The following is a 21854-nucleotide window of genomic DNA, read 5'->3' as shown; positions in this document are numbered from 1 at the left end:
TACATTGAATAATAAGGCTTAACCTGGTTCTGAGAAAACTTAAGCGTTTAAAACTTTGTGCCTTTTGTGGTTAAAAATAATAAATATAAAAGTCTAAACAGCTTCATTCAAAAATACCTGAATAGCAAGGAAAAAAAATGAAAACTTTTACCAGAGGTATTTTTCCTAACAGGATATAAAACTGAAGAGAGCCATACCCTCAAAATACCTGAGTTTTAAGGATATTGGCTTCTTTTAATTACAAGTGTTTAGTTAATATTATTTAATCTTTATAGGCTGTGAAATGGAAATCATTCGTACATTTTATAAAAAGTAGCAACCAGCCCTGATTGGTTGGCATATGTATTTCCACCTTCCGAAAATCCATTACCATGATTCAACATAAATCTTACAGACTGCGATACAGGAAGTTGTAATATATAAGTAAATTTATATCCTTGTATTTTTCCAGGTGCGTATCCACTACCCGAAATCTGAGTTCCCGTTTTAAGATCTGTTAGCAAGGTATTACTTGTATTAACAATTCCGGCATTCACTACGAAAAAGCTGTAATTTGTAATAAATGCCGCTACAGAAGTGCTGTCATTATAACAGTCTAAAGTAACATCTACCCTATATGTTCCTGCAGGCAGGGTAATATTCTGACCACCTGAAAAGGTAACCCCGGGTATCGTATTTATAATTCCTGTGCTGTTAAAAGAAACAATATTATTCCCTGTACCACTGGGAATTATAATCGGCTGCCCTGAAGTTCCGCCAAAAACCTGAACTCTCAAGATCTGATCTACTTCATTATTCATAAGCATCCTTTCCCAGGCACTGCCTGTCCAGTAAAAATAGCCTTTAGGATAATTAGATACTCCTGTTCCCTTATTATAAATAATTGAACCCTTAACGGGGTTATTTACCGGTGACGTATTATTTGTTAAAGAAACAAGCTCGTATTGAGGAAACAGAACTCCTTTATCAGAAGATACTATGTCCAGCATTGAAGAAAGATTGGGGGTTGTGGTATTGATTCCCACTTGTGCTTTTACAATAGAAACCACAGCAATACTGATTATTATAAATATTTTTTTCATCATAATGATTTTTGGACATGAATTAATGAATTTGAAACTGTTATTCTTCCGTTATTGGGTGAAATACCTCCTAAACCATTCTCATAAGTACCTCCTGTATGATGTGAGAGTTTAAATGTAAGGGTTGTGGGAGAAATGAGTTCAACGGAAAATGAAAAATTAGCAGTATGCTTTTTATCTGCACTGGCGTTAGAAGTGGCATTTTCCAAAACACTGGATCCGTACTGTACCGTTCCTAAAGTATTGGTTAACTTTGCTTCATAATAATGCACATGCGTACGTATTGTACTTCCTAACCCTGAAGACGGGGCTTCATCCGGAACAGCTATGTTTAAAGCCACTGTAACAGAATATTTTCCCGCAGGAAGGCTTATACTGCCCGTTAAAGGATCATAGCTTACTCCTGTAATACTGCTAAAAACCATGCTTCCTCCTGTCATGGTTTGAAAAACTCCATTGGCTAATCCGGCCAGCATAATATTAGATGTATTATTCGTCACAACAGCATTGGAGACAGAATTAGCTGAAGCGGCTACTGCGCTCCAAAGTCCTTTGTTCCATATATAGAACCCTTCCATTTGGGTTCCTCCTAGATTGTAAACAATTAGCCCTTCCGCAGGATTATTAACGGGATTGGTATTATCAAACAGCTCTCCTAAAGTTACTCTTGCAGGAAGAAAAGCTTTGCCTGTATTAGCGGATACTTCCAATGCAGATGAAGGATGAGGATTTGTTGTGCCAACTCCCACCTGGGCATATAAATTTCCTATCAAAAAGAGAAAGGGAGTAATAAGTATATTCTTCATCTTATGTTATTTTAATTTTGTTATTTTAATAATTGTTCCATTGGCCAAAACAGTAACCAAATCATTGAAACTACTCGCAGCCATTCTTCCAATATCAAGCTTAGCGGCTACTGTAGATACAACGTCAAAACTGTGAAGCAGACGAACTTTATGATTTTCATTGATTTTGGATACAACCGCTCCTTCAACCCGTTTGGTTGATATAAAATTCCCAAAGGTATTGGTAGCCGGATTGTATTCGTAGAGATTAAGATCACTATAGTATCCCATATTGTAATAACTCCCCTGAATTGCAACAGCATTACCTGAAGGATTAGCAGGAGGAGCATTTAACTGATGTACTATTTCCAGAGTATAACTACCAGGTCCCAAAACAATTCCCCACGCATTCCATGTCGTATTATAGACAAAATTCAACAGAGGCATATATCCGGAACTGATGATATAGTAATTGTTAGTTGAACCTCCTACCAAAGCTTCTTGCTCACCCGCAACAAAATTATTTAACTTTGAAGTATTGTTTAACAATCCTATATAAGCAACCTTAGGCGTTTCTTTGAAATAAAGCGATTTATTCCATGCCCCGCTTCCAGAGTTGGCGGTTGAATCCCAGAAGTAAAGCGTTTGTGAAGTTCCCTGTGAAGTTCCAGAATTATAGACCAGTAATCCATCCTTAGGAGTAACAGAAATTGGAGACTGAGATGTTGTATTTGTGATATTTACTCTTGGAATCAGTATGCCTTTATTACTGGATTCTACTTGCAGAGCAGCTGAATTATATGGATTAGACGTATTGATACCCACTTGAGCAAGCGTCATAAAGGGAATGGATATTCCCAATAATAATAGTTTTTTCATCACTTATTGTTTAAAATTTATTATCAAATGTGTTGTTGCGCATTATGATTTTTTAAATTACAATGCGGCTTTAAATAGTAAATATTGTAAAACAGAACATTTGCAAACTGATCAACAGAGCTGCTAATGATTAGAGTCTCGATAAATATTTACTGAATATTATGAATTTTTGTATGTCTGTAGACAAGCAGACTCTTAACTATCAAAGCTAGTATAAGGATTAAAGAGTCTTATGTACGGAATATAAGGCAGTAGTTTTTCATCGTTAGTGTATTTTTTTTGTGTTTATACTTCAATTCTTAAGAATCAAAAAGAGAATAAGAAATCGGTTCTATTTATTTTTGTAATTATATATTTTAGCTGTTAATAGAATTTCTTCAAGGAGTATTCTCTTAATATCCATTAATAGTTCTCTTAACCGTAGTTGTTTTACTTTTATTTCATATTATTAACCCTAAGGGAAGATCAATTAATTGAGGATATTTTCAACTTCACAGTTTTCACATGCATTGCCCGTCATACTGATAAACAGCCTCTTCCATTTGGTTACAGTATTCCTGCTTAACTTAAAATGTTTTGCAAGCTGTGAATTAGTCAATTTATTTTTCTTTTGATAATCTAACATCATAAGTATGGAAGATTTATTATAAGACCGATGACTTTGATTAAATGCTTCCGTCCTCTGATCCGATATACCAAAAATTCTACGGTTAAGCTCAATGATATCCAATACAGACAGGTTTTCTTTATTCAGCAGGAATCTGCATTCCTCTTTTCTGGATGGATACTTCTTGTTTATGATGTCATTATAGATCTGATGATAATTGGGAGTTGATTTTTGCATATTGTGTTTATAATATTATTTTGTATTTAGTTTTAACTTATTAGCCTGGTTCTCTGCCTTATTTCTTGCAGCATATTTTTTTATCCAGTTGTATAAAGTTGTTTTAGGAATCTTATAGTCATTTATGATCTGTTCCTTTGTTTTTTCTTTGTATTCAAGTGATTCTAAAATAAAATCGATAACTTCTTTGGTGTAAATATTTTTTCTGAACTGCGGAAGCTGAGATTCCTTTTTTTTTATGGAAGTACTGTAATTAACTTTTGCGGGTGGAGCATATAATATTAAATGCTGAGAATAAACTCTGAAAAAATCATATTCAAGTAATTTGCACCATTTCAACAAAGTATCAGTATCCATCAGTTCCTGTAAAAACATTTGATCTATTTGTTCAACAGTACATTTGAAAAACTTGCAAATACGTTCTGTTTCAATTCCGGTTTCCAAAACCCGTTGTTTGATAAGTGATCCAATATAAATATTTTTAAAATCTATGTTCATCTTAGTATTAATAATAATTTTTAGCTGATTAATAAAATTCTGTATATAATTTAATTTTTAAAATTTGGAAACTGCTGTAAAAAGCAATTTTCAAAATGATTATGGTGTAGATAGCTGCTGTAAAGAAAAATTTCTACTTTCCGAAAGAAAATTAGGGATAGAAATACAAGCATCCTCCTGCAACCATCTTCATCATAAAACATTATTGCCGACGCAAAAGCATTATGAAATAGCCTCTAAAGAAATTTTTGAGGTAATATAAAAGTTAAGAAAACTATTTTTAACGATATTAAATCCTGTGTTATATTACGGTTCCGTTATCAGTAAGGCTTGGCCAAAATAAAGAGTAGAGACCAAGGCAGTTTCCAAATAATTGTATTTTTTTCATTGTGTATTTTTTTATTTTTTTTTTTAATTAAATCGCAGGAAGGCCAATCTTATAACCCCGTATGAGTTGAAACTTCTATTTTCGTTTTATATTCCCGCTTATTGATATTCCACCCAAAATAAACTATCAACAAAGTGCTTAGCTGAAAAAACATTATCCAGCTTTTACACTTTATTGATATTTTTTCTAAAAATTGCCCATATACCGCAACGTAAGGTTAGAGAGCGTACCATTGGGGGTAATTGTAGCAGCATCTGTAAAAGTAGGGTCTTTATAATATCTGTTTATGGAGAATCTGATCCTGTCATTTACATTTAAAGTCACAAACCCGGAAATGGCGGTGTTGCTGTCCAAAACAGTTTGGCCGCTGGGAAATCCGTATGCAGTGCGCAGATTAGGTACCGGTTCTGCACCATTAACCAAAATGATCCCTTCATAGGCATCTCTGGCAGGATTATTACCATTTGTAACGTTGTGAAGAGAAATTACGCCCTGAACATGATAAGTTCCTGCTTTTTGCACAACCAGTTCTCCTGCTGTATTGACTGAAAAGTTACCTGTATCATTAGCAATAAGTGTAGTACTGTCGAAACCAAGCGTTCTTACATTGGTTGAAGTAGAAGTTAAAGCCCCTTCATCAAATACATTTTTACAGCTTACATAGGTAATGGTTTTGTCCTTGGTCATTTTATTCATAGAAAAAAAGGGAATCCATGTATTACTTGTATTGTTCCACCAATAAAATCCTCTTTCAATAGCCACAGTGAGGGGATCTTCGAAGTCAAGAAAAACCAATAGTCCATGTTGCTTGGCACTTGTTACATTCAGTGATGTTACCCTTGGTACAATTACCCCTTCGTTGCTCTGCGGGTTATCTTTATCTGTGGTTTTAACTTCTAATGTGGTTTTAGGAGCATTGGTATTGATACCAACTTGAGAACTTAAAAAGCCAAAACAGAAGATGTTACCAAGTATAAGTAAAGTTGATATATTTTTCATAATTATTAATCTAAATAAGATAAGGTTAGTGTATAAACAGACTCCGGCCCAACTTCTGTAGTACATGAAGTGGTTCTCCGTGTCTGTACCGATACTCTCTGCCCTTTAGTTAATGTTATAATATTCGAAATCGTATGATTGGTACTTCTTTTAGCGTTATCTGCTGACGGTAAAGGTGATTTGGCTATAAGAACAGGAGTAGCCCCATTATCTACAAAGATTCCTACTTCTGTTACTGTTGCACCGGTATCACCGGTATTTTTGTATACACCACCGGTAAAGAATACTGAATAATTTCCAGTTTTCCCTACAACTACATCACCATTCTGTAACGTGTAATTCGCATCCGGGGCTTTCAAACCTGTAAAGGAGGTCTTAAACCAAACATTAGTATTTGTATCGCTATTGGAAATTACAGGAAATCCATTTCCTGAAGCAATCGTCTTAAATAGATTCTTTCCTAAAATCTTAGTCTGGAATATATATTGCCATAGTTTTTTGGTATCATCCCAGAAATAGTATCCCTCAAAACCTGCCGTACTTGCGTTATCCAAAAAAACCAGCATCCCATTCTGACCCTGAGCAGGATCTACAGATGAAAAGCGGCTTACAGTTGGGAACAACATACCTGCAGAATTTTCCGGAGTACCAGTATTTTTTGCCTGTATATCCAGCTGTGCCTGCGGAGCGCTGGTGTTTATACCTATCCCATTCTGGGCAAACAAACATCCTAAAGGAAGCATTAAGAAAAATAAAGTGATCTTTTTCATAGCATTAAAGATTAATCATTCAGGTACGTCATTGTAATACAGTTGGTTCCATAACCTGTGTACGATGTACTTCCTGTCTCAGTAGTTTTTTGTACTGTAACTATTATAACATCATTCTGAGCCAGATTTAAAATTCCGCTAAGTGCCACGCTGGTTGCTGTTGTACCTTCATTAGTTATGGAGTTAGAAGTTGTTAAAACGGTTACTCCGTTCTTTTTTATCCGATAAGTATAAATGGCTCTATTCTCATTGGCTGTACCAATTGTTTTTTTTAATGCGGAATTAAAACTGACCAGATAGGTTCCGCTTTTTCCTACAGTAATCTGATTACCTGAAACAGAGAAACCTGTAGTATCATATGCCTTTAATGTGCTGAATAATACATTATTCTCTGTATTTCCGGAAGCTGAATAACCAACTCCGGTTATTGCATAAATACTATCATCATACAGCCGGTTATAATTGCTGAGAAAAGAAACCCAGCTTATGCCATCCCAATAATAAAAACCATCCGGAAGTGTAGCATGCTGAAATAAGAAAACGGTATGCCCCTTCGATTGAGCAACAGGAAATGATTTTACCCTGGGAATCAAGATCCCATCCATCCCTGTAGGAGCCGAAATGCTTGTCGGCTCCATATGAAGGCTCGCATTGGGAGAAGTTGTTCTTATCCCCACTTGGGCTAGAGACAACATCGGAACTAGTAGAGCTCCATGAATAATAAATTTTTTCTGCATTGTATATGTTTTTAGAATTGTGTTTTACCTTTAAATATATCCTACACCAAGGCTGGGATATCATTATAGTTTTTTCATCTTAATCTGTATCTGTAGCCAACCTGAATATTGGCAGTGTTACTTTTTACAAATCACATAAAATTTCTCTGCGTAAGCAAAAAAAGCAGGTACCAACGAAGTACTCAAAACTTCAAAACACTGATAATCAATATTTAATTCTATTCTTCAAGTTTTTTCCGTAACCATAGAGTTGTATCATCCTGGGCAGGGATATTGAGCCTCTTTCTCAAATTATTTTTATTGTTTTTGATGGTCTGTACTGCTTTAAAGGTATACTTAGCTATATCTTTAGTTGTAAAGCCTAAAAAAATATAGGCACAGAAGATAAGTTCAGAAACTTTAAGATTGGCATTAAGTTCCAGGATTTTTTTCCGAAACTCAGGATACTGTTCCTGAAAATGCGCCCAAAATTCAGGACTGTTATTCTTTGCAAGCCGAATAATCTCATCAAAGGTCTGGTGCTTACTCTTCTCAATTAATGCATCCGCTTTTTCCGTATTCCCGTCATTTGAAGCCAATAACAAATAATATATTAATGAAACCGCTACAGTAAGACCACCAATAGCTATATAATAAATCTTATTTTTTTCTCTGTAATTTTTTTTATTTTGTTTCAAACTCATGCCAATAGACAGCTTTAATTAGTACTACTTAAATACAACAATCATTATGATACAATATAAAGGTCACTGATTTGACCTTTATATATTGTATTTCTACTGTTTTTATCTACCTGTTCAATCATGAATTTTCCAAGATCAAAGTATCCGCTATTTTTCATTTGTGTTTTTTTATGTGGAAGAAATTTAAAGCTTCAGAATTTTGAAGGCACAAAGCAAAACAAGTCATTGATTAAATCAAAAAAAATAAGGTACCAACAAAGTACCTTACCAAAATTAACGTGGAAAATGTATTATCAGAATATACTTTAACCCAGGAGCTATATTCTCTTTTCAGAATTATTTGAAATCCTTCCTAGATCCTAATTTCTTTATCTGTCTGATTTCTTATCCAAACTACTATATCTTCCTGTGCAGGAATATTTAGTCTTTTTCTTAGATTGTATTTATTATTTTTTATAGTCTGGACAGCTTTAAACGTATAATTAGCAATATCTTTTGTATTGAATCCTAAATAAATATAGGCCGCTAATATAAGTTCGGAAACTTTTAAGGTAGGATTAATACTGAGAATTTTACTGCGAAAATCGGGATAAACCTCTTGAAAACGACCCCAGAATTCGGGATGGTTTTCTTTTGCCAACTGTATTATTTCATCAAAAGTTTCATTTACTTTTTGCTCCAATACCTTTACCTGTAAATCTTTTTGCAAAATAGCTGTTGTATTTTCTTTCAACAACAGATCTTTTTTCTGCACTTTCCTGTAATATGCAACACTAAGCAAAACGATTAGAATCGTTATCCCCAAAAATAGTCCTGCAATAATATAATACCATTTCTTATTCAACTCCTGGCTCTGTTTCTTTTCATCATCAATGATTTTTTTTCCGGAGGTCTGTAAAGCGATCAAATTACCTTTCTCAAAGCTATCCCGAATTTTTGTATACTTTTGCAGATATTCATTGGCTTTATAAGCATTATTCTGAAGATTATATATTTCAGCTATTTCTTTATAATTCTTCATCATATTTTTGGGTCTGTTCATCTTCATTGATAAGGCGAGAGATTTTTCGTAGAACTCCAAAGCCTTATTATAGTTTTTTATACTTCCATAGTACTGTCCGGACATATAATTAAAGACCAAGTAATCAAATGTTTCCGTAGAGTTTTTAAGTAAACCTTCAGCCTGGTCAAGATAAAATTTTGCAGAATCCGGATTTTTCTTATTTTCAAGAAAATAGCTAGTATGATTAGTGGCTTCCACTACTCTGGGTAAAATTTTATAAGCTTTGTGTATATAATAATACATAGAGTCATTATATTCAATCAGTCCGAAGTTTATTGCCTTACTTCCATAAATATAATGCAGCCGTTTTCTTTTTAGCTGCTTATCTTTTATTTTCAGAGCTTCCTTCAGTGCCTTATCAAAGCTTTCATTAGATTTTTCAATTAATCCTAATTCATGGTAATTTTTTCCGTAAGCAGCAAAAAATGCTGAGAGTAATGCAGGATCATCATCAAATGTATTATATAAGGACTCCGCCTTTTGCAGGTATACCTGTTCTTCACTGTACTTTCCCAGGGAATGAAGGAAATTTACCATATGAATATATCCTCTTGCCCTGCCTTTTGTATAATTGATTTCATCTGATAACTGTATTGCTTTTTTAGTTTGTTCAATGCCTTCATAAATTCTGCCTTCCTGCATGTATTGGCTTCCTATTTTGTCTTGTAAACGGTCTATTTTTTCAGGAGACCATTTCTGAGTATAAAATACACCGGAGAAAAACAAAAAAAAGAGTAAGAATATCCTGTTTAATGGCAGGAATAATACACTTCCATTATTTTCCTGAACATTACTTTTTTTTGCGCGTATGTCCATTGAAGAATACAGAACTTTTTTAATTGCACCTATCCCATCCTGTGCGTATATAATTTTAAAAGAGGATAGAAAAAATAAAGTTATATTTTGCATAGAATTAATTATTATCTACTACAGTTGGTTAATCAGATTTTTATAAGGTCCTTGCTGTTTCAATAATTCTTTTACAGAAGTTCAAAGAATATCATTCTACTTTAATTGAGTAATTAGAAGAGTTTCAATCTTATTTCCAGTGAAGGCGAAACACCTGTTTCTTAAAAAACGACTGTAAAGGTAAGTAAATTGCTTTACAGCAAGTTGGGAGTTTGTATTGGATGATCCAACAGAAAAAATTACAGTTTTTATTAGTTTTCTCATAGTTATTAGTTATTATTAACGGAATCTAATAAATTTCTGATATATATATTAGAAAATCACCAAATTTTGACAAAATCAATAAATAATTATTATATTCAAAAATAACAAAATAACTTTAAAAAAACAATTAAATAAATGTTAAACAACAAGAAAAAATAAATAATATTTAAAAAAAAAGCAATATTAAAAAAAATCACATAAAATTGAATAAATATAAAAATAAATACAATCACCAATATATCAACGCTTTATTATAAAAATAAGCAAAGCAATCCTATTTATAATGAATTCTGTATTTTATTGAGACTACACTCAGGATAAATAATTAAAATAATGAATCGGGCTGTTTGCTATGCTGAATAGCATAAAAAAGCCTCCCGTGTCAATAGGGAGGCAAAAGTTCAAAATGAATATTAGTAAAGTGATGTGGTGTTAAACAAGTTTTCTCTTAAAAACCTGCTTTAACACTAACAATGTATATGCCATGTACATCACTGTTTATGGAAATCTGTATTTTTGTGGTACATTTTAAAAATTTTATCATGATATTATTCAGAATTATTCCAACTTACCTTTGTCTATATAACGAGCATAAAATTACTTAGAGGTCCGGAACAGCATCCTAAAAAAGTTACATCAATATCAGAAGTATGGGTGGAGCTGGAATCAAAGCTGAAAAGAATCCCGGAAATCATTCGCCAATATGATAAACTTACCCTAAGATTTCCGACCTTTGCATTAATTGAATAATAATGGAAGAATTTGAATTACCCGTAACCTATAAAGGTAAAGAACAGCTTTTCAATGTAAAACTGGCCACATTCACTTATGGTTATAAATTTTATGTAGATGTGAACGGTCACGAAGTTGTTTTTGAACGTGATGATTCAGGTAATATGCGGGCTGTTGTACAGGATACCTCATCAGAATCCAAAATAGAAAAAGGACTTATTGAAGCCATTATGGAAGTATTTAATGCACTTTAGTTCAGACAGATTTTAATCGATACGCTTTAAGACTCTTCCCTCTATGTCTTTTAAAAAATTTATTAATATGGCTTTCATCTGCAAAACCAAACTCATCAGCTATTTCATGAACCCTTTTATCGCTGAAACGCAGTCGATGTTCTATTAAACGGATTTTATAGGAAGAAATATATTGCTGGATAGATTCATTGCACTGCTTACGGAAATAACTGCCAAGATACGTTGGAGATAAGCCGAATTCATTGGCTATGACTTCTACTTTCAAAAGTTTAGGCTGACGTATATTTTCCTGAATATAATCCAGAATCTGAAGAATACGAACATCTGCATTAGAAGAGATATTCTCCGGTTTGACAACTGCTATATTTCTTGCTGCAATAACAATGATAGCATTTACCAGATGACGCGTTAGATCTTCATTATAGATGGAATCATGTTCTGTTGCCTGCTGTAGATTTTGGATAAGCAGCCCCACCATTTTCTTATCCTCACTGTTCACAAGTACCGAACCTGACAGATGAGAGGCATAATACAAAAGGCATTCAATATGATCTATACTTTTCCATTGATATTCTTTAATGTAATTTTCACCAAATCGAATCACCATAAATTCACAGATTCCATCCAAGTCAAATCCATGACAGTCATTAGGTGTAATTAAAAACAAATCTCCGGCAGCATACGTAATTTTATTCTCGTTGACAATATGACTTCCAATGCCTGAAATCACATATACCAATTCAAAAAAGTTGAATTGCCTGTCTTTTAATGGACATTGATCTATCTTTTCATAAAAAACTTCAAGTGACTGGTATATATTTTCTCTGGCCATAATACAAAGGTACCTAAATAAGCTTTAAATATACCTGTTTTCACCTATTATATCAGTCTATTTTTGCGATACAAAATTACCGTAATGCAGGAAAAAATAGATGCTGAACTTTTAAAAGCCGTTATTGGCAGCCCATTTAACGAAATTGACTATGGATATTTATTGGCCCATCATCCGGCAAAGATCCGGGAAGCAGAAATGAATATAATGGCAATGGAAAGATCTCTTTTTGTTCCTACATCTCTTTCCGTAGAAAATATTCACATTCCTTCTTCTGATAATCAGAGAGGTATCAGGCTGAGGGTGTACAGTCCCAAAGGAAAGCAGGATTTACCTGTACTGCTCTACTTCCACGGTGGAGCTTTTATATACGGAACACCGGAGCAATATGATTTTATCTTTTTCAGACTGGCAGTGGATATTCATGCAGTTATAGTCTCAGTAGATTACCGGTTAGCCCCTGAACATCCATTCCCTGCTGCCATGCACGATGGCTATGATGCTTTACAATGGTTATCTCAATCTGCCCAACAAATTGGCGGAAGTAAAAACAGGATAATGATTGGCGGAAGTAGTGCCGGAGCAACTATTGCTGCTTCAATAACTCATTATGCAAGAGATCAAAAAGAGATAAACATCCAGCATCAATATTTACTGTATCCTCCAACGGATCATTTATTGGAAACCCCATCAATGAATGAATTAGCCAATGCTCCCATGCAGACTAAAAAGGCCGCCGGATGGATGTGGAAACATTATCTCCAATACCCAATGATTCAGCCGCCTCAGTATTCAGTGCCATTACAGGAGAAAGATTTTAAAAACCTTCCTGAGGCCACTGTCATTGTCTGTGAATTAGACCCATTAAAAGATGAAGGAAAACAATATGCTGAAAAATTACAAAATGCTGGAGTTACGGTTACTCTATTGGAAGTTCAGGGAGCTGTTCATGCTTTTGATTTCTTTCCCTGCCAGCTCTCAGAAACATTTTATCAACAACAGGTCAAATTATTAAAACATATTTTAACTCAGAAATCATGAAAAGAATTGTTGTTATTAACGGGCATCCGGCACAGGAAAGTTTTAATACAGCTATTGCAGAATCCTATATCAGTTCTGGTGTAGCGTCTGGTGCTGAAGTGCGGTATGTTGCCATTGGGCAGCTGAACTTTAATCCCAATCTGCAATCTGGATACCAACAAAGAATGGAACTGGAACCTGATCTTATAAAAGCTCTGGAAGATATTCAGTGGAGTGAACATCAGGTATGGATACATCCTGTCTGGTGGCTGGGTATGCCCGCCATCATGAAGGGCTTCTTCGATAGAGCATTTCTTCCGGGAATTGCTTTTAAAAGTAATAAGAAAGGAAACAGCGAAGGACTTTTAAATGCAAAATCAGCAAGAATCATTACCACAGCAGGTGATCTTTCTCTCAAAGTTTATGAAGAGGAATATCATTCCAGTGGTCTTATTCAGCTCAAAAAAGGGATTTTAGAATACTGTGGAGTTTCATCTGTTGAGAGCCATTTTATTGGACCTTTGTATGAACTAACAGAAAACGACAGAAGGAAATGGCTGGATACCATTGCTAAACTGGCTATTACCGATTCTTTCCAAAATTAATAAACTTCCAGGTTCTTAGTACCTTTAGGACGATAGAGATAAAGGGTAATATAAGTAGTGGTTATATTATCCTTACCCTTTCTTTTAAAACTGCCCCAGAGTGCTGACTTTTCATTATTGATCTTCTGCAGGCATACGATTCTACCATCTGCATAAAAGGTCATTTTATAATCCTCAATCGGTTGTATGTCAAAAAATGTAATGCCGGTATTGGTCCTGAATACATAATCATTATTCCATCTATCCTTTATTTCATTCGGTAATAAGTACAGTTGTTTGGCAACCCTTTTTTCTCTGTTATAATAGATCGCAGCCAGTGTACTCCAGGAACCTGTTTTATAAATATCCCTTACTTTGTTATACTGAGCAACAACCTCCTGTTCAAGAACTTGCAGTTTATCTTTGTCATCAGTTAATAAAACTTCAGCATTTTCAAGAGTTTCTATATAATAAGGAATGTCCGCAAAAAATGTAAATGCATCTTCAAATGTATTGCTGCTTACCCGTTTCTTTTTGGAAGTTGAATATTTCCTTACCTCATTTTCTTCAGGACTCCCTGCCTGATTTTTCACAGACTTTACAATCTTAATCTGTACTTCTGAATTGGGAGAAAGTTCAGGGTCTGAAGTATTCTTATCCTTATTAAAACCAGGAGTCATTTTAATGGTGACTTTTTGACTCCCTTTACTGGTAATCCATTCATTCAGCGGAAAATAAGAACCTTCGAGACTGTTTCCTGAATCTTCATTATATTGTATAACAGGAATATCATTAATTAAAACTTCAAAAGAACAGTTGTTACTGGAGATATACGCACCGTAACGGGGTTCATCTTCAAAATATCTGGTATTCTGAGCCCCTACAGGATTATTCTGATGGAATATAACAGGTTCAGTTTTCTTCTCAGCATACATTGATAATGACAAAACCAGACCTAGTAAAAAATATTTTTTCATAATTTTCTGATCTCATCCATAATTTTTTTCGATGAGATTTTTCATAATGATTAGTTCAATCTTTGCTGTCAGAAAATATCATTTTCCTGACCTTATAAAAATAAGATAATTTTTTATACCAATATATCCTGATTTATGAAGAGAATTCAGTAAGATGAGTTTTATGATTTAGTTGATAATAAATATGTTTTAAATATATAAAGAAAGTCTTTTGAAGACTAACTCCTTTTTACTAAACCGAAAAGAGCTCATTACATTTGTAGGATCAGAAAAATCTGTTTAGCTTTATTAAGAGAAATAAAGAGTTATCAATTTCTCCTGCCTCAATCCATGAAAAAGTTAACCTTTTTATTGTTGATTATGATTTCCAACCTCATTAATGCTCAGCAAATAAAGGCAGAGCAGTTCAGTGCGGCATTGGATTCTATCCGTATTCAATTAAAAATACCGGGAATGGCAGTGGCTGTAAAAAAAGGGAACTTCATCTTGCTTCAACGTGGCTATGGGTTTGCAGATACAGAAAAGCATGTTCCGGCTACAGATCAAACAACCTTTAGGGTAGCATCCGTAACAAAAACATTTACCTCTACCCTGATTATGCAGTTTGTAGAACAGGGAAAGCTAAAACTGGATGATCCTGTAGGAAAATATGGAATTGACCTGAATAATCCCAAAATTACAGTAAAACATTTGCTTACCCATACCTCTGAAGAAGTTCCGGGAAGTCATTTTCAGTATAACGGTTACCGGTTTGGGCTGCTGGGTACTATCCTGGAAAAGGTTTCCGGAATCCCTTTTTACAGATTATTAACAGAAAATATACTGATCCCCCTTAACATGACCTCTTCCGCCCCATCCATAACCCCTGAACAGGTGAATGAATATGGCTCTCAAAATGCTTCTGTTATTCCTTTTTTCAATACCGCCTTCAATAGGCTTGCAAAGCCTTACGAACTGACATCAACGGGTAATATTAAACGTATTGATTATCTTAATGAATTTGGTGCCTTTGGCGGGCTCGCAACTAATGTGACTGATCTGATGAAATATTCGGATGCTATTGACCGGCACCAGCTTGTTTCAAAGGCTGGACAAAAAATGATTTTTACTCCAAATAATACAGATACAGGAATGACTACTCCCTATGGATTGGGATGGTTTGTGCAATCTTATAAAGGAAAAGAATATTACTGGCACTATGGACAAACCAACGGAGAGTCAGCTCTTTTTGTAAAAGTTCCTTCCCTGAGGCTTACTCTGGTGGTGATGTGTAATACAGATGAACTCAGCCAACCATTTCCTCTTGGTGATGGAGATCTGATGATGTCCCCTGTCGGAACCCTTTTTTATCATTTTTTTATTGACGGGGATAAACACCCGGATCATCAACTGGAAAATAAGGAATTAATAAGTAAAGCCTCTATGGCTATCTTAAATAATGATACCTTAAAAGCTCAGAAGCTATATGAGGTGTATAAAAAAAGAAATAATTTCAATGCAATGCCAGCTCCGTCAGGACAAGTTATCGCAAAGATTCAAAATGTGGGAATTGATAAAAATATTTCCCACACTTTCAGTCTTTCCCGTTCTACTCCGGTAAAAATATTGGGTGTAGGTGAAAATTGCTCAGGAAGTGGCAGCGCATGGTGTGATTATGGCTGGATTGAAGATTCTTCAGGAAAAATAGTATGGCAAATGCAGAATCAGCCGTCATCTCATGCAGGTGGAGCTGCGAAAAATCAAAAAGTGAATCAGGAGGTCATTCTTCCGGAAGGAAAATATACCCTTCATTACAAATCTGACTCCGGACATGCCTATAACCACTGGGATTCTTTACCTCCTGATGATTTTTTCTGGGGGATCTTCCTTTTTAAAAACATTCAGTAAGTTACTTCAATTGTATGCTTATTCAAAAACTATATAGTTTACCTTATCTACTCCGGTATTGCCTGTTTTCTCATGATAAGCATATAATATGAATTCATAATTTCCTGGAGTATTGATGGTATGATTTCCTTCGAATAAGTTAGTAGAGACCCATGACATATCAATATTTTTAACAAACTTCCCGTCTTTCCTAAGAATTCCTTTCACTTCAATCTCATCAGAGTTCCAGACACCTCCTTTTTCAATTACACATCCGCACATCATCACGATATTGGCCTGAAACAAGAAAGGCTTATCTTTAATTGTATTCAACGCAATATACTGGTGTGTTCTTGGTTTTAAGATATCAATAATATATCCGGGAATTTCCAAAATGATACCTTCTCCTAAAATGTTTTTCCCGGGGATAAGCCATAATTCAGTATTTACAACAGCTTGGGCCTGTCTGCTGTTCAAAGGGGAAATAACTTCTATGGTAACAAATGTAGGCTCATCAATATCAACAGTTGCTAAAAAACCGCCAGTTTGATCATCCGCAATTGAGTTTCCTCTCACTTTAGGTGTTTTCATTATCAGATCAGTATTCCCAGTGCTTCCGGTTGTTTTTCCTTCTGCTAAAATTCGTTGATTCAGTTTATTCCGGACAATTACATGAGCGCCGCCTAATGAGCTTCCAATGAATTTAGCATCCTTGGCTTTTGCTCTTACCATCACTTTAGTCTCTGTAGCAGAAATCATAAGGGCAGAAAAAAATAATGCGGTAAAAAAAAGAAGTTTTTTCATGATTGTATTGATTTTAGGTATTCCTTTTTGAAGCGATGATGGAAAGATTCATCTTTCAACTCCTGATCTATTGTATTGAGATAAGAAAGAATAGATAAATCTTCCGCTAACAGTTTTAAAATAGCTTTTTCACAGCTATCCCAGATCTTTTGTAATTGAGGAAGCATCTCAATAGCTTTAGGAGACAATGAGATCATCTGTTTCCGTTTATCCTCATCATCTTTTTTAATAACCAGATATCCCTTTTCAGTCATTTTTTTTACAATAACCACTACAGATGGATGAGAGTATCCCAACGGTTCTGCAATATCCGTAATGGAGATCTCTCCTCTATTTTGCAGCAGCATAAAAACCAGGTACCAATTAGGCTCCACATCAATTCCAAATTCTTTATAAAACTTCCTTACATCATGGGACATCCGGTCACTGATCCTTTTCAGCCTACTATCCAGTGCTTTATATCCTAATTCTTTGATAAAATCAAAATCCATCTTAAATATCTTTGATGTAAATATATGAAAAATATATAGTCAACTATATAGTCAGCTATATTAATTTTTAAAAAATGTAAATAATGGCAAATCAACTTTTACACCACAAAAAAATGAATAGATATAAACTACATTTTCTATTTATTTTTCTTTCTGTATTCGCCAGGGGTAACTCCTCTATATTTTTTAAAAAGCTTGGAAAGATGGCTCTCATCACTGAACTGTAGCTCATAAGCAATCTCACTCAGCCTTATACTGCTGTACTTCAGATAAGTTTCTACCAGTTTAAGCCGGTAATCCAGCAAATACTCCTGATAAGAAACTCCGGTCTGCTGTTTAAAATATTCTCCGAAATAATTTCCTGAAATCCCAAAATGCTCTGCAATTGTTTGAATTCCTGTCTTTTCTCTATCCTTTATATGTTTTTGAATATAAGTGATGATCTTCATAATAGAGAATGCCTTTTTGTTGTCCTGCAGGTCTGATGTTTCACTTTGAATGATATTTCTGGCAACCAGATTAAGGAGAATCGAAATGCATTTTCGGATGATAAGATAATCCTCTGCCCTGTTCCTGAATTCAAAGGCAACCTGTTGAATAAGAGTTCTCGCAAAATTCTCATCATTTTCATTACGGAATACACATCCGGCCCGGGAATGATAATTATTACTGATGTATTGCAGTTTATACAGGTTTTCACAACTTTCAATGCGGTCTGCTTCCAGACGGATTTTATCAATAAACCCAATAGGACATTCTATACTGATCAGGTCGGCATTTTCACTTTCAAAGCGATAAGTTTCCTGCTGGGGAATAATAAAAAGCTTTCCCTCTGTAAAATCAATATAACGTTCGTCATACAACAAGTTTCCTTTTCCTTTTACAATATAGATAAATGAGAGAAAAGTTGTTGTTTTAAAAACAGTTCTTCCTTTCAGTTTCAATTCTTTCACTTTAATTCCTTCAAGATCGAGTCCTTTCATGAGTTAACACTATATTTTCCTCCAAAAGTACAATTTTATCATAACAAAAGGAGGTTATTTTTGCACAAAAAAATATGAAAACTTATCCGAAACGATGGCAGGCACTCAATTTTCTGATTGCCGGAGCTTTTCTTTCCCCCTTGGATTATTTTATTGTGAATATGGCATTACCTTCCATCAAAAATGCTTTCAAAGCCAGTGAAAACCAGCTGCAGATGGTTATTGCAATCTATGGACTCACCTATGGAGCCTTAGTAGTCTGTGGTGGAAGGTTGGGCGATCTTTACGGGCGAAAGAAAATCTTCACACTGGGATTGTATATCTTTTTACTATCCTCTCTGGCCTGTGCTTTTTCTCCTACTGTAACAGGGCTTATTATAGCAAGATTATTCCAGGGAGCAGGAGCTTCATTGCTGGCACCACAGGTTTTGGCTTCCATAAAAGTATTGTTCAGCAGCAATGAACAGCCTAAGGCAGTAAGTCTTTTTAGTTCAGTATTTGGTCTTGCTTCTGTTCTTGGACAATTACTTGGCGGCCTGCTTCTCAGCATGCATTGGGGAAACTTTTCCTGGGAACTGGTATTTCTTGTGAATGTTCCTATTACCATTATTTGTATTGCAGGAATTCATTTTACAATGGATAACAGCCATAAAGAATCCAATGCAGGAATTGATTTGAAAGGTTCATTATTACTTATCCTTGCCCTGCTTATGCTGATATGCCCTCTTATTTTTGGACAGAAATACCAATGGGTGTGGTGGATATTCGCCATTATGATATCAGGAATAGTCTTATTAGTGGTTTTTCTTAGATATGAAATGTATCTGTTAAAAAACAATCATCCGGTCCTTATAGATCCTACTCTTCTTCAGAATAAGCCTTTTGCATTGAGCCTTGTTATTCTCTTTTTTTACAATTTCACCTCAGGCCTGTTCATTTGTTATCCTTATTATCTTCAGGAATTTCTTCATCAGGATACCATGCAGACAGGATTAGCGATTGTGCCTTACGGAATTGCCTTTTTCTTAGGCCCGTTAATAGGATCCAAAATAAAATTGTCTCCTAATAAAATGATTTATATCGGGCTGGGATTATTAATGGGAGGTTTTATTCTCAGTGCATTATGTTTCTATTTCCAGCAAAAGCCTTCTTTCATAACCAACATTCCCCTGTTTATGGCAGGCTTGGGCCATGGTACCATTATGCCGGTCATGATGCGGACTGCTATTACTTTTACAACCAGAGAAAAAGCAGGGCAAGCCTCCGGTTTGGTAAGTATAGGAATACAGATAGGCAGTGTAATGGGCGGAGCTGTTATCGGAACTTTATTTTTCAATATGATTGATATTCTGGGATTTCCGAGGGCTTTCGCAGTATCAGTTTGTATGATTGGAGCTGTTCAGATCATAGGAATGTTCATTAACAAAAAGCTTCATCAATATATTAACGCTTAATTATCATCAACAATAAAAATTGTGAACTTATGAACAACAAAGACAAAATCAATAAAGAATTAAAAGATTTCTGTAAAAACATTGAAAAATGGTTTCAGGGAAATGAACAGGATCAGGAAGCCCTATTCAGACAAATCCTTTCAGGGTTCTCTCCTGACTTCAAAATGATTAATGGAGACGGAAATACAGCTACCTTACCTATGTTTGCGGAATGGCTTCCTACAATATTTGGGAAATTTCCTGAACGCAGTGTACAGATTGAAAATATAGAGGTTTCCTTTTCCGGGCATCATGGCCTGGCCACTTATACCGAAATTCAGACAACAGAAGGAATAGCAGACAGAAGAAAATCCTCAGCCGTTTTCCTTTTTAATGAAGATAAAGCTTTGTGGCTTCACCTTGTGGAAAACTGGATATAAAAAAGAAACGGACTGCGTTTCCAACAGTCCGTTTTATTCTTAACAATGATTATTTTTTATTCCTGAATACTTGCATCTTACCGGCCATAATGCTCAAAAAAATTCCAAAGCAGGCAAAAAGCCCGTAAGAGTACCTGAGATCAAAAGCCTCTGCAATATATCCAATCAGCGGCGGACCAATCAGAAAACCCAAGAATGAGATACTGGATACAAAAGACAGTGCTATACTGGGTGCTACTGTATTCACCTGCCCAATGGTACTGTAAACGGATGGTACACTTAAAGAAGCCCCAAGCCCGATAATCATAAAAGCAATAATACAGATCCATAACTCAGGAAAAAATACACTCAGAAAAAGACCACAACTCATCAGGATACCGCAAAACTGCAATACAGTTCTTTTCCCCAATCTTTCTATAATCCTGTTTCCTACAAATCTTCCTAAAGTCATCATTAAGATAAAACTTGTATATCCCAATATTACAAGATTTTCTGGTGCTTTTACAATCGTTTGAAAATAAACCCCACTCCAGTCAAACATAGCCCCTTCAATAGCCATGCTTAAAAAACCTATAATTCCCAATCCCACCAATGTAGGATTTACAGATTTAAAAACAGATCGTGTTTCCGGCTCTACTTTATGAATAATATTAGTAAGGTTGTTCCTGCTATACATCCAGATCAGGGTGACAATAATGAAGGTCAGTATAAAATGATGAAACGTTTCTATATGCAGGTTAATTGTAAACATGCCAACAACCGCTCCCACAAGTCCCGCAAAGCACCAGGCCCCATGATAAGAAGATAACAATGTTCTTTTCGTAACAGATTCTATCTCAATTGCCTGTGTATTGACTGCAATATTACACAGATTTCCGGTTACTCCAAACAAAAACAGAACAGCTCCCAGTATCCAGTAAGAAGGAGATAAACCAATCAGTAAAAGAAAACCAGGATACAATAAGAAACAGCTTTTAATGACCCTGCTGCTCCCATATCTGCTGATTAACTTTCCGGATAACATCATTGTGGAAAGCTGGCCTATCGGCATCAGAAGCAAAAGGGTCCCAAGCTGCGCCTCATTAATGGAAAGAGCCTCTTTAATAATAGGAATACGGCTGGCCCATGATGAGAAAACAAGCCCATGGGCAAAGAAAAGTAAAAAACACGCTGTAGGCATTTTCGCATTGAATGATTCTCTCTCGTACATGATAACTGTGTTGATTAAAATTTCCGTTTGCGAAGTTAGCAACACTTATCCAATAAAATACATTCCATTTTGATATTTTATAATCCATTTAAAAAACAAAAATTATCTGCTTACATTTGATCGCTGAAATGAAATGCAATTGACTTAATTATTAACCGTTCTCAGAAGTCATCCAACGGTACAATGACAGGGATCATACCTAATTTTGAAGGATTACGTATTGACAAACACAACATAAGCATTCTCAGATTTTTATGCAAACGCTGGAAACCTGTTATCAGCAAATAAATATTTTATTCGTTCAAAGATTAAGTACTGTTTATTTAA

Annotated in this window: 23 protein-coding genes; 7 read left to right on the top strand and 16 right to left on the bottom strand. The window is 35.0% G+C overall.

All coding sequences use genetic code 11. The features are described 5' to 3' along the window. Positions 1-290: 290 nt before the first annotated feature. The 5 genes from EG339_RS16815 to EG339_RS16795 all read right to left on the bottom strand — a co-directional run bounded on the left by EG339_RS16815 (position 291) and on the right by EG339_RS16795 (position 4088). The gene (locus EG339_RS16815) at positions 291-1085 is read right to left on the bottom strand and encodes a hypothetical protein (protein ID WP_123871107.1); all 795 of its coding nucleotides are present in this window, start codon (positions 1083-1085) and stop codon (positions 291-293) included. Further along, the gene (locus EG339_RS16810) at positions 1082-1888 is read right to left on the bottom strand and encodes a hypothetical protein (protein ID WP_123871106.1); all 807 of its coding nucleotides are present in this window, start codon (positions 1886-1888) and stop codon (positions 1082-1084) included. Before EG339_RS16810 ends, EG339_RS16815 begins: the two co-directional genes overlap by 4 nt. 6 nt (positions 1889-1894) lie before the next feature. Continuing rightward, positions 1895-2746, bottom strand: a complete 852-nt coding sequence (locus EG339_RS16805; protein ID WP_123871105.1) for a hypothetical protein — start codon at positions 2744-2746, stop codon at positions 1895-1897. A gap of 469 nt (positions 2747-3215) precedes the next feature. Beyond that, complete coding sequence (locus EG339_RS16800) at positions 3216-3590, bottom strand: helix-turn-helix domain-containing protein (RefSeq protein WP_123871104.1); 375 nt, start codon at positions 3588-3590, stop codon at positions 3216-3218. A gap of 15 nt (positions 3591-3605) precedes the next feature. Next, positions 3606-4088, bottom strand: a complete 483-nt coding sequence (locus EG339_RS16795; RefSeq protein ID WP_123871103.1) for a transposase — start codon at positions 4086-4088, stop codon at positions 3606-3608. Positions 4089-4152: 64 nt separating this feature from the next. Here EG339_RS16795 and EG339_RS16790 point away from each other — a divergent pair, with 64 nt between their 5' ends. Further along, positions 4153-4350 carry a hypothetical protein gene (locus tag EG339_RS16790; RefSeq protein ID WP_123871102.1) on the top strand — a complete coding sequence of 66 codons (198 nt, stop codon included), beginning with the start codon at positions 4153-4155 and terminating at the stop codon, positions 4348-4350. Positions 4351-4662: 312 nt separating this feature from the next. On the opposite strand, the gene EG339_RS16785 is transcribed toward EG339_RS16790, so the two are convergent. The 5 genes from EG339_RS16785 to EG339_RS16765 all read right to left on the bottom strand — a co-directional run bounded on the left by EG339_RS16785 (position 4663) and on the right by EG339_RS16765 (position 9637). Continuing rightward, the gene (locus tag EG339_RS16785) at positions 4663-5475 is read right to left on the bottom strand and encodes a hypothetical protein (protein WP_123871101.1); all 813 of its coding nucleotides are present in this window, start codon (positions 5473-5475) and stop codon (positions 4663-4665) included. Between the two features lie 5 nt (positions 5476-5480). Then, the gene (locus tag EG339_RS16780; protein ID WP_123871100.1) at positions 5481-6245 is read right to left on the bottom strand and encodes a hypothetical protein; all 765 of its coding nucleotides are present in this window, start codon (positions 6243-6245) and stop codon (positions 5481-5483) included. An 11-nt stretch (positions 6246-6256) separates the two neighbouring features. Further along, complete coding sequence (locus tag EG339_RS16775; protein WP_123871099.1) at positions 6257-6982, bottom strand: hypothetical protein; 726 nt, start codon at positions 6980-6982, stop codon at positions 6257-6259. A 218-nt stretch (positions 6983-7200) separates the two neighbouring features. Continuing rightward, entirely contained in the window at positions 7201-7665 is a 465-nt protein-coding gene (locus EG339_RS16770; RefSeq protein WP_123871098.1) for a helix-turn-helix transcriptional regulator, read from the bottom strand. A gap of 352 nt (positions 7666-8017) precedes the next feature. Continuing rightward, positions 8018-9637, bottom strand: coding sequence for a tetratricopeptide repeat protein (locus tag EG339_RS16765; protein ID WP_123871097.1), 1620 nt, complete (start codon positions 9635-9637; stop codon positions 8018-8020). 1016 nt (positions 9638-10653) lie between these two features. On the opposite strand from EG339_RS16765, the gene EG339_RS16760 reads away from it, so the two are divergent. After that, entirely contained in the window at positions 10654-10887 is a 234-nt protein-coding gene (locus tag EG339_RS16760; protein ID WP_123871096.1) for a hypothetical protein, read from the top strand. 1 nt (position 10888) lies between these two features. Here the strand turns inward: EG339_RS16760 and EG339_RS16755 are convergent, their stop codons facing one another. Then, a complete protein-coding gene (locus tag EG339_RS16755) occupies positions 10889-11719 on the bottom strand; it encodes an AraC family transcriptional regulator (protein WP_185147656.1) in 831 nt (276 codons plus the stop codon). 84 nt (positions 11720-11803) lie between these two features. On the opposite strand from EG339_RS16755, the gene EG339_RS16750 reads away from it, so the two are divergent. Then, positions 11804-12760: an alpha/beta hydrolase gene (locus EG339_RS16750; protein WP_123871095.1), complete on the top strand. Its 957-nt coding sequence runs from the start codon at positions 11804-11806 to the stop codon at positions 12758-12760. Beyond that, complete coding sequence (locus tag EG339_RS16745; protein WP_185147655.1) at positions 12757-13344, top strand: NAD(P)H-dependent oxidoreductase; 588 nt, start codon at positions 12757-12759, stop codon at positions 13342-13344. The genes EG339_RS16750 and EG339_RS16745 overlap by 4 nt, the downstream gene beginning before the upstream one ends. On the opposite strand, the gene EG339_RS16740 is transcribed toward EG339_RS16745, so the two are convergent. After that, complete coding sequence (locus EG339_RS16740) at positions 13341-14300, bottom strand: hypothetical protein (protein ID WP_123871093.1); 960 nt, start codon at positions 14298-14300, stop codon at positions 13341-13343. The genes EG339_RS16745 and EG339_RS16740 overlap by 4 nt on opposite strands. 330 nt (positions 14301-14630) lie before the next feature. Here EG339_RS16740 and EG339_RS16735 point away from each other — a divergent pair, with 330 nt between their 5' ends. Further along, positions 14631-16187, top strand: coding sequence for a serine hydrolase domain-containing protein (locus EG339_RS16735; RefSeq protein WP_123871092.1), 1557 nt, complete (start codon positions 14631-14633; stop codon positions 16185-16187). An 18-nt stretch (positions 16188-16205) separates the two neighbouring features. Here EG339_RS16735 and EG339_RS16730 read toward each other — a convergent pair whose 3' ends face one another. The 3 genes from EG339_RS16730 to EG339_RS16720 all read right to left on the bottom strand — a co-directional run bounded on the left by EG339_RS16730 (position 16206) and on the right by EG339_RS16720 (position 18444). Next, positions 16206-16970: a hypothetical protein gene (locus tag EG339_RS16730; protein ID WP_123871091.1), complete on the bottom strand. Its 765-nt coding sequence runs from the start codon at positions 16968-16970 to the stop codon at positions 16206-16208. Continuing rightward, positions 16967-17461, bottom strand: a complete 495-nt coding sequence (locus EG339_RS16725; RefSeq protein WP_123871090.1) for a MarR family winged helix-turn-helix transcriptional regulator — start codon at positions 17459-17461, stop codon at positions 16967-16969. Before EG339_RS16725 ends, EG339_RS16730 begins: the two co-directional genes overlap by 4 nt. Positions 17462-17598: 137 nt before the next feature. Continuing rightward, positions 17599-18444, bottom strand: a complete 846-nt coding sequence (locus EG339_RS16720; RefSeq protein ID WP_123871089.1) for an AraC family transcriptional regulator — start codon at positions 18442-18444, stop codon at positions 17599-17601. A gap of 74 nt (positions 18445-18518) precedes the next feature. Here EG339_RS16720 and EG339_RS16715 point away from each other — a divergent pair, with 74 nt between their 5' ends. Together EG339_RS16715 and EG339_RS16710 are read left to right on the top strand one after the other, a co-directional pair. Further along, positions 18519-19898: an MFS transporter gene (locus tag EG339_RS16715; RefSeq protein ID WP_123871088.1), complete on the top strand. Its 1380-nt coding sequence runs from the start codon at positions 18519-18521 to the stop codon at positions 19896-19898. A 29-nt stretch (positions 19899-19927) separates the two neighbouring features. Then, a complete protein-coding gene (locus tag EG339_RS16710) occupies positions 19928-20317 on the top strand; it encodes a hypothetical protein (RefSeq protein WP_123871087.1) in 390 nt (129 codons plus the stop codon). Between the two features lie 49 nt (positions 20318-20366). On the opposite strand, the gene EG339_RS16705 is transcribed toward EG339_RS16710, so the two are convergent. Then, on the bottom strand, positions 20367-21527 hold the full coding sequence (locus tag EG339_RS16705; RefSeq protein ID WP_123871086.1) for an MFS transporter: 1161 nt from the start codon (positions 21525-21527) through the stop codon (positions 20367-20369). Positions 21528-21854: the final 327 nt, after the last annotated feature.

It is taken from the genome of Chryseobacterium bernardetii (genome assembly GCF_003815975.1).
GTDB lineage: Bacteria > Bacteroidota > Bacteroidia > Flavobacteriales > Weeksellaceae > Chryseobacterium > Chryseobacterium bernardetii.
The sequence above is the reverse complement of the archived record's forward strand: the minus strand, read 5'-3'. Positions and strand labels throughout refer to the sequence as shown.